The organism is Thermococcus sp. LS2 (assembly GCF_012027375.1).
Lineage (GTDB): Archaea > Methanobacteriota_B > Thermococci > Thermococcales > Thermococcaceae > Thermococcus_B.
The window spans coordinates 1-15,028 of sequence record NZ_SNUI01000016.1 but is presented as its reverse complement, the minus strand read 5'-3'; the positions used below and the strand labels follow the sequence as shown (position 1 = coordinate 15,028).

Here is a 15,028-nt window from a genome sequence, read left to right as displayed (position 1 = left end):
ATCCATCCACTTATAACCCAAAAGCTTCATCACAACCACCATGATAAACTTTGAAGTTAGTACGATAAAGCTTGTGGTGAGTACCGTTTCCTCCTGCACCTATTTTTGTTGTAACTTCTGAGCAACAGTAACTAGTGCATTCTTGTGGTGCAGGAGGTTAGCCTCGAGAGAGCGTCATAGGGAGTACCACCCCCTTAACTCCCCCGTCATCAGCCCAAAGGCTGATGACCTCCCGTTTGAGGTAGCCGGTGGCTCCGATGTGAACGGGAGCGAAAAGCCAACCGCACTAGTTGCAACGAATGCAACTGGTAGCGGGAACGATGATTTTCTGCCTTCATGTTCTTTCTCCATTTCCAATTCCAGAAAATTAAGCTTGATGTCCCACTGCTTATCTTAACAGTATCGTTGTTGTATTAGATAGGTGTATATTTAGCAACCTGTCTCTTTGTTTAATATAACTTTTTATATTTTAAAACATTAGCAAAGTAATGAGAAATATTAACGTAATTTAACCTACGTGTAATAGTAGTTCTAGCGAAAAGCGTATAAATAGCGCAAATAAACTCATAACTGAAAAAGAACGAAATGTAATTAAAAAATGTGGCAATTTTGCAAGTAAAAATACGGTTAGAGGTGGGTATAAATGACTCAAACAGGTTTGAAATCAAATGAAGGAACAACCTTCCAACCAATCTTAATTCTCCCTGAGGGAACCCAGAGATATGTTGGTAGAGATGCCCAAAGGTTGAACATTCTTGCTGCAAGAATTGTTGCTGAGACTGTTAGAACAACCTTAGGACCAAAGGGTATGGACAAAATGCTTGTTGACAGCCTTGGTGACATCGTCATTACCAACGATGGTGCCACTATTCTCGATGAGATGGACATCCAGCACCCAGCTGCAAAGATGATGGTCGAGGTCGCAAAGACCCAGGACAAAGAGGCTGGTGACGGTACAACCACAGCCGTCGTTATTGCCGGTGAGCTCCTCAGAAAGGCTGAAGAGTTACTCGACCAGAACATCCACTCAAGCATTATAGTCAAGGGTTACACAATGGCTGCAGAGAAAGCACAAGAGATTCTTGATGATATATCCATAAGGGTTGATCCAGATGACGAAGAGACTCTGCTTAAGATAGCAAAAACAGCGATTACAGGAAAGAGCGCAGAATCTCATAGGGGATACCTAGCAAAGCTTGCAGTCGAAGCTGTTAGACTCATTGCCGAGAAGAATGAAACTGGTAAGTATCGTGTTGACGTTGATAATATTAAAATCGAAAAGAAGGAAGGAGAGAGCGTTGAAGAGAGTCAGCTCATCAAGGGTGTTGTAATCGACAAGGAGAGAGTTCACCCAGGAATGCCAAAGAGAGTTGAAAACGCTAAAATTGCATTAATCAACGACGCAATTGAGGTCAAGGAGACAGAGACAGATGCTGAGATCAGAATCACAAGCCCAGAGCAATTACAAGCATTCCTTGAGCAAGAGGAGAGAATGCTCAAGGAGATGGTTGACAAGATCGTTGCAACAGGAGCAAACGTCGTCTTCTGTCAGAAGGGTATTGATGATCTTGCACAGCACTACCTGGCCAAGGCTGGAATCTTGGCAGTGAGAAGAGTCAAGAAGAGCGACATGGAGAAGTTAGCAAAAGCAACAGGAGCAAAGATAGTAACAAATGTAAAAGACTTAACTTCAGAAGATCTGGGTTATGCAGAGCTCGTTGAAGAGCGCAAGATTGCTGGAGAGAGCATGATATTTGTTGAAGGCTGCAGGAATCCAAAGGCAGTAACAATCCTCATCAGAGGTGGAACAGAGCACGTCATTGATGAAGTCGAGAGAGCCCTTGAGGATGCCATTAAAGTCGTCAAGGATGTTATGGAAGACGGTGCAATTCTCCCAGGAGGAGGCGCAACTGAGATTGAACTTTCTATCAGACTTGATGAATATGGAAAGCAAGTTGGAGGCAAAGAAGCTTTAGCAATTGAAGCATTCTCAGAAGCACTTAAGATAATCCCCAAGACATTAGCAGAGAACGCTGGACTTGACACAATTGATATGCTTGTTAAGGTCATTAGCGAACACAAAACTAAGGGCAAGGCAATAGGAATTGATGTCTCTGCTGGGGAGCCAGCCGACATGCTTGAGCGCGGTGTCATAGAGCCTTTGAGAGTCAAGAAGCAGGCAATCAAGAGTGCAAGCGAAGCAGCAATAATGATCCTCAGAATCGACGACGTCATTGCAGCGAGCAAGCTCGAGAAAGAGAAGGATAAGGAGTCTGGAAGTGAATATGAGGGCAAATACGGGGGTGAATATTAGTGTTGCTTTCTTTTTTGATTTATTTTTCTGCTTATAGTGTTTGTTTGGGGTGTTAGAGATGAGGAGAAGAAGGGATTTTTGGGATGGCTTTTTTGATGAGTTCTTTTTTGATATAGAAGATGAGATCAGGAGAATTAGAGAGCAAGTTGAGAGAGAGTTCAGAGAGCTTGAAAAAGAGTTTAGGTATTTTGATATAGATGGTAAGCCGATTGTCTATGGTTTCACAATGCATATTGGCCCAGATGGGAAGCCTCAGATTCGAGAGTTTGGGAATGTTCCAGGAAAAGTTAGAAGTGGGAAACCACTCATTGAAGAGGTTGAGTTTAGCGATTTTATGGTTGATGTTTTTGAGGACGAGGATAGTGTTAGTGTTCTTGCTGAGTTGCCTGGGGGGAGGGAGGAGAATATTGACGTCCATTTAGCTGGTGATGATGAAGTTGTGATAAAGACTAAAGATGGGAAGTACAAGAGGGTTAAGCTTCCTTGTAAAGTCAAGGGGATTAAGGATAAGTCGTACAAGAAGAGTGGGGTTTTAACAGTAGTGCTCGAAAAAGCATAACTCCACTTTGGGGGAGTAAAGGATGAGAAAGCCAAAAGCTTATGTGGTGTTGTTTTCTGTTTTAGCATTAGCTGGTGGAATAACTTACAAGTGGGGTTTGAACGTGCTCTTACAAGTAATATTAGGTGTTAGCCTTGTTGTACTGGCATTAGTACTTGTCTTTTTCTTAGGATTGAGTATTTATATAAAAAGCTGGGGTGTTGCAATTTGTTTGGTGCTTCCATTGATTCTGATTGCCTATGTCGCCTACCCGGGCATAAGTCAGGAACCTAGAATACTTAGCATGATCATACTAATTCTTGCTGGCTTTTTCATGTATGAAATATTAAAACTCATTAGACCCTAGAGAAGAGATGATATCATTAGAAGAGCTGAGATTAATCTCATTAACTCTACCTTGTCTTTAATTTCGACGTTATTCATTCCAAGAATGCCGGGATTTGCTTTAAAGCCCATTATCGCAACATCTCTACCCCGATATTTGATGATGAGTGTTTTCTTGGCTTCGTATAGCTCTTCTCCAACCTCTGCTATGAGTTTCATGACATCTGGAATGCTTTTTATAGTCTTTGTGATGCCACTCTTCATACTCTCCTTCAGTGCTCTTGCAAGCTTGGTTATTTCCCCTGGGCTTGATATATCCACAATTATCTCATCTTTGCTTATCGTGATAAAATTGCCTCCAAGCTTTATCTCAAGTGAGCCCTCTACTATTAAGCTCTGAAGCTTGAGAAGCATTCCTACAAGGTTTTTTGCATTCACCATTATCACCATAAAAAAATGAAGGGGGAAGTCATTCCTTTTTCAGCGGGGCAAATTTTATTGTCACTTCTCCATCCAAGGTCAGCTTGTCAAACTTAATGTGAAGCTCTGTTTCACTGCCTTTAACTGTTTCAATAATCCTCTCCACGTCTACCTTTGGAATGAGCTTTTCTCTTGCCTCTACAATGGAAGCTATAGCCTCCTCTATCTTGGGTCTTGGGATTCCTGGCACCTGCTTCTTTAATTCCTCAAGGGTTTCCACTGCCTTCTCCAACTTCTCAAGGGTTGCCTTATCTGCGGCAATTCTTACTTCTCCTTCTTCCTTCTCAATCTCCACCTTCGGCATAATCGCCGCCTCCTCTTTTCTAATATGCTTCAATCCACTCTATACTAATGCAGTTATTCTTAATAAGTTTAACACCTCCTCTTTTCTAATACGCTTCAATTAGCGATGGAGTTGGATGCCATTTATGCTCATCCACATCGATTCTAACATCCAAAGGCTCGAGCCTTTTATCTGGATTAAATCCACGCTTGATTCCCCACTTTCTTAAGTGCTCAACAACCAAGCGTGCTCCGAGCCTTGCCAGCGGATAGAAGGGAAGCAGGAATGGATTTCCCTTCATAACCATTGGCAGACCTTTCACTACTTCCTTATAGAGATGCCTCCAAGCATGATAGAGGTGCAGGAACCGGCCTTCAGTCATCATCTCCTCAACGTTAAAGAATTCCCTATCTTTAAGCAAGCCCATGGGGATAAAAGCTAATGGAGTTACTGTGAAGTGTGCCCTATTGCCGAGCTTCTCTTCAAGCTCCCTCTCCATCGTTATTATAAGCTGGGCGGTCATTATCTCATCTTCCTCAGTCTCCCCAGGGAGACCTAAGATAGTTGTGTAAGCTGGGAACCAGTAGTTCTTGTTGAGGACGTAAGTGCCGTTCAACACAACCCACGGCCACTCCTCTGGCGAGAAGGGCTTCATTTTGTTGTTCATATACATTCCGATTAGCCTCGGCGAGGCAGTCTCAAGGCCCACTTGGATTCCAATCCAGTGCCTCCCGTTTGCTCCTACAATTCTTGATATCCCCTCAATCATTCCTGGGTTTGCTAAAGCTCCAGCAATCGAGCCGTGGGTTGGATTAACGTTTTTCGTATACTTGGCGGCCGTCTCAAAGAGCTCTATCACGGCTTCAGCGTTTGGATAGAAGTTTTTCTTATCCTCGACCTTGTACAGGAAGATGTCCTCACTGTGGAGCCATGCGTGATCTATGCCCGCCGTGATGTTCAGCTTTATCTCCTCTTCAATTTTCTCGAGGGAAATGTAGCGGGCCACTCTTAAGTTGGGCTCGCAAAAGCGGCATCCTCTCCCACAACCGCGCATTACTTCAATGAGGCCTTTATATGAGGGTGCGACTATGGTTGGAATTTCATCGACTCTTGGCCAGCTTTTAATGTATACCGTTTCATCAGCATTGCCACTCTCTATGTCTCTGAAGATGTCTCCGGCAACGTGATCTGCTTCCCCAATAATTACATGGTCAATTTTGAGCTTTTCTCTTTCTTCCTTTCTAAAGTCAATCTGCCACGCCCCTGGACCTCCAACGACGAGCTTAAACTTGTAGCCTTTTCTCTCCCTAAGGGCATTTATCTTCTCAACGAGCTGGAAGAATTTAAACCTCGTGTAGTTCGTCCATTTTCCACCGTTTGTAAACATCATGCTTACCGGGCCCAAGCCCATAGGATCCATCTCGTAAAGTGCTACGATTGTTGTCTTCTCATCTATGAACTGCCCTATCTTCCTCGGGTGAGCAACTACAACTTCCTCCCTCTTGAATTCCTGAGCAAGCAGTGCAGCTTCAATTTTCCTCAGTCCATAGGGCGCCATAGTTAAGATTCCGTTGTTGTCTGGAATTTGAGAATCAAGAATTCTAAAAACCCAGCTTGGCAACTTATCGACGGGAGCACAGCCGAGAAAATCCAATAAAGGAACGTCACGATAAGTGCTTGTCAATGTTTCATCGGTGCTCAGCACGATCCTTGCCATCACCATCACCTCTTATGTAAAAGCAATTAGATGTCAAGGGAATTTTGTCATTGGAAACTTCGAATATGCCAAGCTCCTCCTTCTTTTTCTTGAACATAGAGTGGACAATTATGCATCCAGGGTCAGGAGCTAAGTAATCTTTGAAGTAAGCGTAAGCTCTTGCCCTGCAACCCCCACAAACGTATTTATAATTACAGTCTCCACAAACCTCAAGCTTATCTTTATCCCTAAGCTTTTCTAAAACTTCGTTAGTCCTCCAAAACTCCAAGAACTCATCACCATTCTTAAACTCCTTTATGCTCCCAAGCTTAAGCGGAAAGAAAACACACGGCTGCATGTCACCGTTAGGCTTTAACGCCATGTAAAACCTTCCCGCACCACAACCCCCTATAAAGTCTGCCAAAGCCGTTAAGCGACCCTCAAGCCTAGCATTATAAAAGTGTGTTGCCAAGTAATACTTCTTGTGCTGTAGGGCAATTCTCGCATAGTAAGGGGCTGTAGAAAGGAAGCTTACCTTTGTGCTCTCGTCGTTAAGCTTTTTCCAAAGCATTTCCAAAAGCTCTTCCCTCTCTTCTGCAGTTAGATCAATCTCAAAAGTTCCCCTTCCTGTCGGAATAAAATTGTATAACATGAAATAGTTAACGCCAAGCTCTTCAGCTAAATCCATTACCTTTGGAACGTCCTTATAGTTGAGCTTTGTAGCAGTCATTGATATGCAAGTTGTTATCCCACTTTCAACGGCGTTTTTAATGCCTTCTACCGTTCTTTCATAAATTCCGGGAATCCCTCTAAAGACCTCGTGAGTGTCTTTAGTCCCATCCAAACTTATCTGAATGAAGTCTAAGCCATGTTCTTTAAGCTTTTTAACGTTCTCCTTTGTCAGAAGAGTTCCATTTGTTGCTATTGCAACGTACATTTCATAGTCTTTAGCCCTGTCAATTAGCTTGAAAATGTCTTTTCTAACCAAAGGTTCTCCCCCAGAAAAGGCTAAAGCGGCAACCCCCGCTTCTCCAAGAGTATCAACGACTTTTAATGCCTCTTCTGTTGTGAGTTCATCTCTTAATGGCTTCCCAGCATTGGCATAGCAATGCTTACATCTCAAGTTGCAGGCATAAGTAACGTCCCAGACAATTAAAAACGGTGCTCCAGACGTGAAGGGTTTTCTCACCCCAAAATAAGCCAAGCCCCTAACAACGCTTGCTAAACCTTTTCTGAAGTGTGGATCTTTCAAAGCTTCTCTAAGTCTTTCCTTTCCACCACCAATAAATGTTTCCAGGCCTTTTTCAAGGACTTTCTTTAAAAGTTTGTAGTGTATGCTTCTGACTTCTCTTCCCTCGGAGTAAGCTAAAAGATAGTTTTCAAGTTTTGTTTTGCCATTTTCTTCCCTCTCTAGAAGCTTTTTAAGCTCAAACTTCGTTATCGGGTTTTCGATAAACTTTGAAAATGCAACGATCATGTCTGATGTTCTCATGAGAGCCACCTTCATACCTATGTAAAAAAATTTGCATATTTAAGCTTATCGCATTATCCCTCCATGTTTACAAGCTCGTACTTTTCTAATTCCTTGAGGAGGTTTTTTACAGCAAACCAGATATCCTCCTCGTTCCTAGCTCCAGCAATGACAATTTTGCTTGTAGTAAACAAAAGCACTGTTAATCTTGAACCCTTGACTCTATAAATTATCCCTGGGAATATTTCAGGTTCATACTCACAATTAGGCAGAGTTAAAGCAATGATGTCTAAATCTAAATCCCCTAAGTTTAAATCTCCAGAAGCTACTAGGTTTTGAATTTCAATTGTTGGGTCCTCTGAAAACTTCATTCCCAACTTTTCTAGTTGCCTTACAAGTGTTTTAACTGCTTCCTTTACTTCTTCAGTGTTTTTTGCTCCCGTACACACCAGCTTTCCAGTATTAAAAATTAAAAAGGTAGTTTTGGGCTTTTCAAGCTTGTATATTGCACCAGGAAAAATGCTTGGATCGTATTCGACATTTTTTAAGTTGCTGGCAACTTTTTCTAAATCAATCTCTCCATGGAGGTCTATTGAGGCGACAACATTTTCAACTCTGACCTTAACTCTGCTTAACACATCCATCCTATTCACCAGGTATATACTCACGTTTAGCACCTTAAATTTGTCTATACATAGACTGTGTTAAATAATCCTCTAAGGTGTAGTTAGGGTCTTCAAGTGTCCTGTTTGTGGTTTTGAGGCGGATAGGGATTTTGTTGCCGCCCAAAACCTTTTTCCGTTCAGCCCGAAAGCCAATGACGGGAGTGCTGAGGAAGTAGTACTCCCCATGATGCTCTCCCTCAAGGCTAACCTCCTGCACCACAAGAATACATTGGTAGTGATTGCTCAAAGACTGCAACAAAAATAGGTGAAGGAGGAAACGGATTATGTGGATGAGCGGACTTTGGAAATGCTTAAGGCTCTCAGCGAGCAGGTCGTGGAGGTTTCTGCAGAGTTTGATTCGATAGGAGGAGAGGTGGTTGAGACTATTAGAGTTCCAAAATCTTTAGTCCAAGGATTCACGCCCCGCGTGGAGGTCATGCGCCTATCACAAAAGCATTTTGTCTGCAGGTGAATTTTATTTCAATTCTTCCATTCAAACCCCATTTGACCACGGTTTGCTTTTTTGGCGTTAGAGTAAGAGTTAAATTTCCTTGAGTTTGAAATATTAATGGAGTCCAATTGGGAGGGTGAGCGTGAATGAGCATTGCTAAAAATGTTTGGGATGGTGTCAAGCCTGGTGAAACTGTGCTGATCGAGCATTCTTCCACAACAATGCCCTACGTGGGGCTCTGGCAGTTAATAAATTGGGGTAAAGAGAAGGGGTATCAAGTAGTCGTTGATGATGTTTTAGACACTCTTTACTTGTATAAGGCTCAGATGAAGCTGGCCGGACTTGATGCAGGCATTCTGGATGATGTCAAAGTCATAAAGTTTGGGGGAAGGTTGGAAGTTGGGCAAGTTGTTGAACGGCTTCACATTAAAGAGCTAGCGATTCGAGAGCAAGAGTACAGGAGGATTTTTGACTCTCTGTCGGGGGGGGCGGTAGTTAATCCTGTTCTGGGCATTGAAAAACTCTTCCTGCTTGCCGAGTCTAAGAGGGAAGTGTTGAGTACCGTGAACGAAATACTTTCTTCTGTTGGTGATGAGCGGAGGATTGCGTTTTACTTCGTTAACACTGACTTGTTGAAGACTGCTACTCCAGAAGCCTTGCCGTTGCTTGAAGAACTGGCAAGTATGATCGTTAAGGTTGAGACAAAAGGAAAGTTTCACCAATCCTCAATAGTGAAGTCAGTGAACAAGGAACTCTTGGGACTCACGTTTGTCCTGCCTTGAGGCAATCTCTCTTATTTTTTGAAACACTTTGTGTAAAATTCGTAGAAATACTAACTTTAGGGAATTACTTTAATCACATTATTGCGAAAAAGTTATTAACTCAGTTTGCTATTTTGGTGGGATGATGGTGCAGGCGGTATTAGTCTTTACAATGGTAATCCTGTCCATATTCATAATGTTGCTCTTGAAAAACAAGCATTACTTAACTTCCTCAAGCGGGCGTGAAAATTTTTACGCTCGGGGGGGCGAGCGGAATTTTCCTGTGCGATCACCTTGAAAAGTGGGAGCTCTTTCTAACGCTTTTAAACAGTAGAAAAGGTTTTGTAATCTCTAGAGAACCGCTTAGCTTCGTGAAGAGGAGGCTTGGCTCTAAAGAAGTTCCAGTCTTGTGGCTCACTAAGGTTGAGGGGGAGAATTCAGTTCACCCCTCGAGGCTTCCCTACCTTCTCCAGACTTTGGTTGATTTTATGCGGGGGGAGGATGCTCCCAAGGTTGTCTTGCTTGATGGTTTTGAGTACTTGGTTCTGGAGAATGGTTTCAAGCCGGTCTTCAAGTTCTTGACGAGTTTGAAGGATTACGCCTTGCTGAACAATACTATTGTCCTCCTCCCGCTTTCTAAGAAGGCTTTTGACGAGCGGGAGTATGCCATGCTAAGCAAGGAGTTTCCACGAGCTCGTTCAAGGGAGTGAATGCAGGCACGCGGAGGCAAGTTCAAAATAGTGAGGCTTTCAGGTAGTCATGGATCAAGGGTTGAAAAAGATTTTAAGCTTGCATTCCCCTTTATTTTTGAGAACTCTTTGGAGGTGTCGGAAATGAGGGTTAGTGTTAACAAGGACACGTGCATTGGATGTGGGGTTTGTGCAAGCATCTGCCCAGATGTTTTTGAGATGGACGAAGATGGAAAGGCTAAAGCACTTGTAACTGAAACCGATCTTGAGTGTGCAAAGGAAGCAGCAGAGAGCTGCCCAACCGGATCAATTACTACCTGAAAGCCAGCAGTTTTGAGGATTTTAGAGGCTTTTGGATATAGGAAAGAGGATTTGAGATATCAGAAGACTAAGCAGCTTGGATTGGGAGCTTGGTTAAATGTGAGAAAGTGATGCGGGAGAGGGGAGAAAGATTCTTTTTCTTTGTATTCTCTAACTAAACCTTGATTTTCTCCAAAACCTCCCCTAACTCTCCAGCATTCCTCACCACAAAGCCCCTCTCTGCTATTCTTTCAACTTTTTCAGCATCTGGATTAATCCAGACTGCCCACAATCCTGCACTCAAAGCCCCTTCAAAGTCCTCCGCATAGGTGTCGCCTATGTGAAGTGCTTCTTCCGGCTTAACTCTAAAATACCCCAACGGCTTCAGGAAGACTTCTTTCATAGGTTTGTACGCTTTGAGCTCGTCAGAATAAAACTGCTTATCAATGAAATCCGCCAACCCAAACCTCTCAAGAATTAAGCGCGTATAAGCGGAGGGCCAGAACATGACATTGCCCGTTGTGATTATGATTAAGCCTCTCTCTTTTGCTGCTTTCAAGCCTTCAATTGCTCCTTTAATGAGAATCGTATCATTAACTCTGAGCGTTGCCTTAGCAACAGCCCTTTTCACAATTTCAACATCACAGCCAAGCTTTTTCGCAAGGATTTCTTGGCTTTCTTCCAAGGCTTTCTCTGGGTTGCCTCTTTTGCTCTTCCTCAGCTCCTTGATTTCTCCTCTTGCTTCTATGACCTTTTCAAAAATCTCCTTATGTGTTTTCTTTGTCAGCTCAGCCAAGGCTTTTGTAAGTTCCTCCAACATAACGTTGATATCTAAGAGGGTGTTCCAGACATCAAAACTCACAAGCTTCATTCAATCACCTCCACCAGCTTATCCAAAAGTCCAGCACTGCGGAGGATTTCTTCAAGGTTTTTCTTCCTCAAACTTCTTTGATGGTGATGGCAAGGGTAGGGCAACCTCAACAGCGTCCACAACACACTTGTAAACCTCTTCATCCTGAATCACAACCACCTTGACTTGACTCTTCCCCTCATTCATTTCAAAAACGTCAGGGCAGTAGCTAGCACAAATGCCACACCCAACACAACCTCACTGATCAACTCTAACTTTCCAAGCCATGCCAACTCCTCTTCTAAATCTCCTACTATTTCTGTTGTTGTGTTTATAACGCCGTCAATGTTCTGTATATCCTGCACGATTTTCCTTAACCCCTCCAAATCCGCAACCTCAACCTCAACTATTGCATCGTAAGGCCCAGTTACTGCATCTGCTCTTATGACACCGGATATTGCCTTAACATCTTCCAATACCCTTTCAACTTTTCCAATTTCCACCGTCAACAAAACATACGCCCTAACCATCACGCATCGTCCCTTTTTCCCTTCTTGAACACTCTCCTCCCACAAACCTCCTTAAAATCAAAACTTCTCCTAGCAAAAAACCTAGTGTTTTGCCTTAACAATTTCTCCAGCCTCCAATTAATCATCCCAACCACCTCCATAAGAGCTTGCGATGAGGGTTTCACTCATCACCATTTCCCTAATCTTCCCCAAAACTTTGTTACGGAAGTCATCCAGCTCGTTAATGTCCTCAGCCTCAATCTTGACAATCATGTCATACTCCCCGTAAACCTTGTAAACTTCCTTCACCATTGGATGGCCTTTAAGCTTCTCAATAACTTTATTCTCATCCCCGGACCTCACAATGATTAAAATAAACACTATGATCATGGGTCAGCCTCCAATGGTTCGAACTTGTACTTTATGCGGGCTTTGAACTTTCGACCGCACTTCGGGCATTCCACAGTATCGCCGGGGTCTAACACTGTTACAGTGAAAACATGACCACAATCGCATTCTAGTTTTGCTTTTACTAGGGAGAATCCGTCCTTCCAATCATAATCCAAGAGCTTCACAATAATCACCATGATAAACTTTAGAAGTTGGTAAAATAAGCTTTACTTTGACCTTCAACCACTCACCCTAACGGTATGTGTAAAAACTAAAAACGTTATTCCTTTGTTGCATAAGGCTTCAAATTGGTGTGATCAATGTACTTGGCAATATCCATAAGCATCGCCAAATTAAGTAGTTCCTTCGTATATTTAGGACTTTTCCTTCAGATATGAGCAGTTTTTAATTAAAAATTGGAGACCTATAGCGAAATTTAAACAAATCTTTCAAAAACTTCAACCGTAGCTACTCTTGCGGCTCAGACTTTTTAAAGCGCCTATAAATATTCCTGCCAATCAAATAAAGCACTGCAAATGGAGATATTATTATCAGCAGGGCAAGAATACCCTCAATTACCATGAGCAGTATTGCCACAGCTTGATATATTGTTTTTCTGAAGCCTAAATCAATTTCGAACACAGGCTTTTCTTTGCTCTCTATTGTGACGTGGTATGTTATATAATCCGTAACTTTTTCATAATAATCTTTTTGGAGGTATAGATAGTTTAAACGGGAGTTTATGCTGCTTATTCTGGATTCAATCCTCATTAAATCATCGATGTCCTTTGAAAGGTTGTAGAATTCGAGGAGCTTCTTTTTCTCAGCCTCAAGGCTTTCAATCTCAGCAAGAATCTGGTTGTATTTGCTTGTTACATCTTGAGTATCTAAGCGGAGACTTTTAACATTGTATTTCTCCAGAAGCATCCCAACTTTATTTTCATTTTCTACTGTGTTTGGAATCCTAAACTCAATGTAATAAACAACCCTTTCTTCACTCTTGTCAAGATTTTCAGAAATCACGTATCCTCCCAAAGAATGTACCTCAGCTTTTATTTCATTAGCAACCTTTTCTGGATTCTCATCTTGGATAATGACATAATAGTCCTTTTTCAGCCTTTGGATTATTTCCTGTGGACCAAAAATATTACTCATGATTACATTTAAGTGCTGTGTTGAATTATGTCTGAAGGTTTTTTTAAGGTTTTTCCTAGCTCGGGAGTGTGTTGCTCTAGTAAGCATTGGCACTTACACATGCACCCACCTATTCTTCCCCAAACAAGACCAAATATAAATGCGCATGGGCAACTTCACTGTTATCTTGACAGTCTCTGTTTGAGGAGACTGTCAAGATAAGCTGGGCATCACCTCTAGAAAATTATAAACCGCAAAGAAGCTTTCCAACCAGCTTTGAACTGAAGTAAAAGAAGACTTGTATGGGAATCTGTTCCAAAATCTTCCAGTCCTCCTCTTCAGCACAGAAAAAACAGACTCAACAACACTCCCACACTCATAATTGGAATTAACTATCAACCAATATTTCACTGTTATCTTGACAGTCTCAAACACCTATCCCAGCATTTTAGCTCGCATCTCTATTTGTTGAGTTTCTCATAATAACCCTAGTTCCCATTGTGTGCTTATTTGTACAGTGAGTTTAGTTAAATGCTTGTAAGTGGGCAGTAAATTAACGCTCCTGACAAACATTTAAGTCTCCCCAACTCCGGTGGGTAGGGTTCATAATAACATTTCCACTTTCGACGAAGGTATTAACAACTTGTGCTATTGTCCCAACGCATTACTACAGTTGATAAACTAACAGAAAGCTTTGACAAAAAACTGATTTATTCAACACAGCATCTAATTAAGTATTAACTAGAATTTCCTAGAGAAGTGCATCCCAAACAAGCTTCATTATTGTCAAAATGGTCATAAAAATAAAGATGGCCTTAAGTTTTTCTTTGCCAATTTCTAGTGCAGTCCTAGCCCCTAACCACGAGCCAAAAAGAACCGGAATTAGAATTAAAATCCCAACAGAATAGTTAACATTTCCTGCTAAAGCATAATTTATAGTTGCCACGAGGTTATTGAAGAAAATTATCATTTTTGCTGTTCCATTGGCTCTTAAGATATCCAATTTAAAGAAAAGCAATAAGGTAGAGATTATAATCAAAGTAGACGCTATACCGAGGATTGAGATATAAACTCCAATTAAAAACCCTATGATTACTTGCCAAACTCTACTCTCGAGTTTTGGCTCTTTTTGACTCGGTCTTTGTTTTATCATAAAATACATTCCAACAAGGAGAAGAGAAGCCACAATAATATTTGCCAAATTTTCTGGAATTGACAAAAAGAACAGGCTACCCAAAAATGCCCCAAAAAGTGAAGAAATAGTCAAACTTAACGCTAATTTTGCATCAACTATCCCTCTTTTAAAATAAGTTATCGTGGATACTAAAGTTAATCCTGCTATCACCAATTTTAGCGTTCCAATGGCCACTTTTGTTGGCACTCCAAGAAAAGATAAAATAAACAAAGTAATCAAACTTCCTCCACTCATCACAGAGCCTATGAACCCTCCTCCAAATGCTAAAAAAGAGACTAAAAGTACTTCCAAAATTTTCATGTCTTTCCCTGCTTAAGGTTTTATTTTTTATTTCCTACAAAAAGTTTATGTTGCTTTGGGGCGTGTTTAGTTTCACCCCCTGTTACTTAAGCAGTACTTGACTCTGAGGAGGATTTTCAACGCATAACACATCACACCAAGCAGAATCCTCGCCACAGTAGTCTCTCTCAGAAAACAACGAATCCTACTACCAAACCACGTCGCAAAAGCACCCCAGAACCCCTCATGAGGATTCCTATGCCTGTACTCTTCCTCAGAAAACACCTCATCACGCTTTTTACTGCCAAAACCACCAGGAGCATTCTCAGTCTTCTTAACAATCGGCTTGTAACTCCTCTCCACAACAGTGTTCAAAACCTTCTTGGAATCGACGCCCCATCAGCATAAAAATCCCTAAAACCCGGCGACAGGAGTTCAATCAGCTCGTTCTCAGAGGTGGTGATCTTAATGGTTACTGGAATATGCAAAAATTTATAGAAACATAATAGTGGAGATTAATCAGCTAGGAATTAGAAAAATTAAGATTTCAAGCAACTGACACCAACCTTATCAGAATTAAAAAATGTAAAAAAAGGTACTTGACATTCTCAGAAATGATTTATCGTGAAATAACTTGGTAATTTTTTTATTTTACACCTTAGGGCAGGGACACAGGAA

At 41.7% G+C, this 15,028-nt stretch carries 19 protein-coding genes and 3 pseudogenes; 8 read left to right on the top strand and 14 right to left on the bottom strand.

Translation table 11 applies throughout. The features are described from left to right. Positions 1–643 precede the first annotated feature (643 nt). The 3 genes from thsB to E3E24_RS12305 are packed head-to-tail and all read left to right on the top strand — an operon-like array spanning position 644 to position 3,219. A complete protein-coding gene (gene thsB, locus E3E24_RS12315; protein ID WP_167916101.1) occupies positions 644–2,314 on the top strand; it encodes a thermosome subunit beta in 1,671 nt (556 codons plus the stop codon). Between the two features lie 58 nt (positions 2,315–2,372). Beyond that, complete coding sequence (locus tag E3E24_RS12310) at positions 2,373–2,873, top strand: Hsp20/alpha crystallin family protein (RefSeq protein WP_167885525.1); 501 nt, start codon at positions 2,373–2,375, stop codon at positions 2,871–2,873. A 22-nt stretch (positions 2,874–2,895) separates the two neighbouring features. Continuing rightward, positions 2,896–3,219, top strand: a complete 324-nt coding sequence (locus E3E24_RS12305; RefSeq protein ID WP_167885524.1) for a hypothetical protein — start codon at positions 2,896–2,898, stop codon at positions 3,217–3,219. Here the strand turns inward: E3E24_RS12305 and E3E24_RS12300 are convergent. The 5 genes from E3E24_RS12300 to E3E24_RS12280 form a co-directional block, all read right to left on the bottom strand. Continuing rightward, entirely contained in the window at positions 3,216–3,635 is a 420-nt protein-coding gene (locus tag E3E24_RS12300) for a hypothetical protein (RefSeq protein WP_167885523.1), read from the bottom strand. The two genes, E3E24_RS12305 and E3E24_RS12300, sit on opposite strands and share 4 nt — an antisense overlap. A 31-nt stretch (positions 3,636–3,666) precedes the next feature. Continuing rightward, entirely contained in the window at positions 3,667–3,981 is a 315-nt protein-coding gene (locus E3E24_RS12295; protein WP_206204924.1) for a hypothetical protein, read from the bottom strand. 85 nt (positions 3,982–4,066) lie between these two features. Beyond that, positions 4,067–5,677 (bottom strand): radical SAM protein, encoded by a 1,611-nt coding sequence (locus tag E3E24_RS12290; RefSeq protein ID WP_167885522.1) that lies wholly within the window; start codon positions 5,675–5,677, stop codon positions 4,067–4,069. Beyond that, positions 5,649–7,163, bottom strand: coding sequence for a radical SAM/SPASM domain-containing protein (locus E3E24_RS12285; RefSeq protein WP_206204923.1), 1,515 nt, complete (start codon positions 7,161–7,163; stop codon positions 5,649–5,651). Before E3E24_RS12285 ends, E3E24_RS12290 begins: the two co-directional genes overlap by 29 nt. Positions 7,164–7,201: 38 nt before the next feature. Further along, on the bottom strand, positions 7,202–7,771 hold the full coding sequence (locus E3E24_RS12280; RefSeq protein WP_167885571.1) for a TATA-box-binding protein: 570 nt from the start codon (positions 7,769–7,771) through the stop codon (positions 7,202–7,204). A gap of 115 nt (positions 7,772–7,886) precedes the next feature. On the opposite strand from E3E24_RS12280, the pseudogene E3E24_RS12275 reads away from it, so the two are divergent. The 5 genes and pseudogenes from E3E24_RS12275 to E3E24_RS12255 all read left to right on the top strand — a co-directional run. After that, positions 7,887–8,057, top strand: a pseudogene (locus E3E24_RS12275) (RNA-guided endonuclease TnpB family protein); the annotation flags it as partial. Further along, a complete protein-coding gene (locus E3E24_RS12270) occupies positions 8,058–8,264 on the top strand; it encodes a hypothetical protein (RefSeq protein ID WP_167885521.1) in 207 nt (68 codons plus the stop codon). A 125-nt stretch (positions 8,265–8,389) separates the two neighbouring features. Further along, a complete protein-coding gene (locus tag E3E24_RS12265) occupies positions 8,390–9,025 on the top strand; it encodes a DUF257 family protein (RefSeq protein WP_167916100.1) in 636 nt (211 codons plus the stop codon). A 221-nt stretch (positions 9,026–9,246) separates the two neighbouring features. After that, the gene (locus E3E24_RS12260) at positions 9,247–9,714 is read left to right on the top strand and encodes a DUF835 domain-containing protein (RefSeq protein WP_167885519.1); all 468 of its coding nucleotides are present in this window, start codon (positions 9,247–9,249) and stop codon (positions 9,712–9,714) included. A 123-nt stretch (positions 9,715–9,837) separates the two neighbouring features. Then, a complete protein-coding gene (locus tag E3E24_RS12255; RefSeq protein ID WP_167885518.1) occupies positions 9,838–10,014 on the top strand; it encodes a ferredoxin in 177 nt (58 codons plus the stop codon). A 154-nt stretch (positions 10,015–10,168) separates the two neighbouring features. Here the strand turns inward: E3E24_RS12255 and E3E24_RS12250 are convergent, their stop codons facing one another. The 9 genes and pseudogenes from E3E24_RS12250 to E3E24_RS12215 all read right to left on the bottom strand — a co-directional run bounded on the left by E3E24_RS12250 (position 10,169) and on the right by E3E24_RS12215 (position 14,713). Continuing rightward, positions 10,169–10,864, bottom strand: coding sequence for an HAD family hydrolase (locus E3E24_RS12250; RefSeq protein ID WP_167885517.1), 696 nt, complete (start codon positions 10,862–10,864; stop codon positions 10,169–10,171). A gap of 67 nt (positions 10,865–10,931) precedes the next feature. Further along, a pseudogene (locus E3E24_RS12245) lies at positions 10,932–11,083 on the bottom strand (ferredoxin). A 53-nt stretch (positions 11,084–11,136) separates the two neighbouring features. Then, positions 11,137–11,373 (bottom strand): annotated as a pseudogene (locus E3E24_RS12240) (Lrp/AsnC family transcriptional regulator); the annotation flags it as partial. Next, complete coding sequence (locus E3E24_RS13010; RefSeq protein ID WP_255454082.1) at positions 11,373–11,498, bottom strand: hypothetical protein; 126 nt, start codon at positions 11,496–11,498, stop codon at positions 11,373–11,375. The pseudogene E3E24_RS12240 and the gene E3E24_RS13010, both read right to left, overlap by 1 nt. Beyond that, positions 11,491–11,742 carry an Lrp/AsnC ligand binding domain-containing protein gene (locus E3E24_RS12235; protein WP_167885516.1) on the bottom strand — a complete coding sequence of 84 codons (252 nt, stop codon included), beginning with the start codon at positions 11,740–11,742 and terminating at the stop codon, positions 11,491–11,493. Before E3E24_RS12235 ends, E3E24_RS13010 begins: the two co-directional genes overlap by 8 nt. Then, entirely contained in the window at positions 11,739–11,939 is a 201-nt protein-coding gene (locus tag E3E24_RS12230) for a hypothetical protein (RefSeq protein WP_167916099.1), read from the bottom strand. Before E3E24_RS12230 ends, E3E24_RS12235 begins: the two co-directional genes overlap by 4 nt. A gap of 271 nt (positions 11,940–12,210) precedes the next feature. Beyond that, positions 12,211–12,984 carry a DUF4349 domain-containing protein gene (locus E3E24_RS12225; protein WP_240912582.1) on the bottom strand — a complete coding sequence of 258 codons (774 nt, stop codon included), beginning with the start codon at positions 12,982–12,984 and terminating at the stop codon, positions 12,211–12,213. 643 nt (positions 12,985–13,627) lie between these two features. Further along, entirely contained in the window at positions 13,628–14,371 is a 744-nt protein-coding gene (locus E3E24_RS12220) for a sulfite exporter TauE/SafE family protein (protein WP_167885513.1), read from the bottom strand. A 72-nt stretch (positions 14,372–14,443) separates the two neighbouring features. Further along, positions 14,444–14,713, bottom strand: coding sequence for a hypothetical protein (locus tag E3E24_RS12215; protein ID WP_167885512.1), 270 nt, complete (start codon positions 14,711–14,713; stop codon positions 14,444–14,446). Positions 14,714–15,028 lie beyond the last annotated feature (315 nt).

Coding starts and splice junctions, on each gene's coding strand:
- thsB (WP_167916101.1), top strand. CDS start 644: ATGACTCAAACAGGTTTGAAATCAAATGAAGGAACAACCTTCCAACCA.
- E3E24_RS12310 (WP_167885525.1), top strand. CDS start 2,373: ATGAGGAGAAGAAGGGATTTTTGGGATGGCTTTTTTGATGAGTTCTTT.
- E3E24_RS12305 (WP_167885524.1), top strand. CDS start 2,896: ATGAGAAAGCCAAAAGCTTATGTGGTGTTGTTTTCTGTTTTAGCATTA.
- E3E24_RS12295 (WP_206204924.1), bottom strand. CDS start 3,981: ATGCCGAAGGTGGAGATTGAGAAGGAAGAAGGAGAAGTAAGAATTGCC.
- E3E24_RS12290 (WP_167885522.1), bottom strand. CDS start 5,677: ATGGCAAGGATCGTGCTGAGCACCGATGAAACATTGACAAGCACTTAT.
- E3E24_RS12285 (WP_206204923.1), bottom strand. CDS start 7,163: ATGAAGGTGGCTCTCATGAGAACATCAGACATGATCGTTGCATTTTCA.
- E3E24_RS12280 (WP_167885571.1), bottom strand. CDS start 7,771: ATGGATGTGTTAAGCAGAGTTAAGGTCAGAGTTGAAAATGTTGTCGCC.
- E3E24_RS12265 (WP_167916100.1), top strand. CDS start 8,390: ATGAGCATTGCTAAAAATGTTTGGGATGGTGTCAAGCCTGGTGAAACT.
- E3E24_RS12255 (WP_167885518.1), top strand. CDS start 9,838: ATGAGGGTTAGTGTTAACAAGGACACGTGCATTGGATGTGGGGTTTGT.
- E3E24_RS12250 (WP_167885517.1), bottom strand. CDS start 10,864: ATGAAGCTTGTGAGTTTTGATGTCTGGAACACCCTCTTAGATATCAAC.
- E3E24_RS13010 (WP_255454082.1), bottom strand. CDS start 11,498: ATGATTAATTGGAGGCTGGAGAAATTGTTAAGGCAAAACACTAGGTTT.
- E3E24_RS12235 (WP_167885516.1), bottom strand. CDS start 11,742: ATGATCATAGTGTTTATTTTAATCATTGTGAGGTCCGGGGATGAGAAT.
- E3E24_RS12230 (WP_167916099.1), bottom strand. CDS start 11,939: ATGGTGATTATTGTGAAGCTCTTGGATTATGATTGGAAGGACGGATTC.
- E3E24_RS12225 (WP_240912582.1), bottom strand. CDS start 12,984: ATGCTTACTAGAGCAACACACTCCCGAGCTAGGAAAAACCTTAAAAAA.
- E3E24_RS12220 (WP_167885513.1), bottom strand. CDS start 14,371: ATGAAAATTTTGGAAGTACTTTTAGTCTCTTTTTTAGCATTTGGAGGA.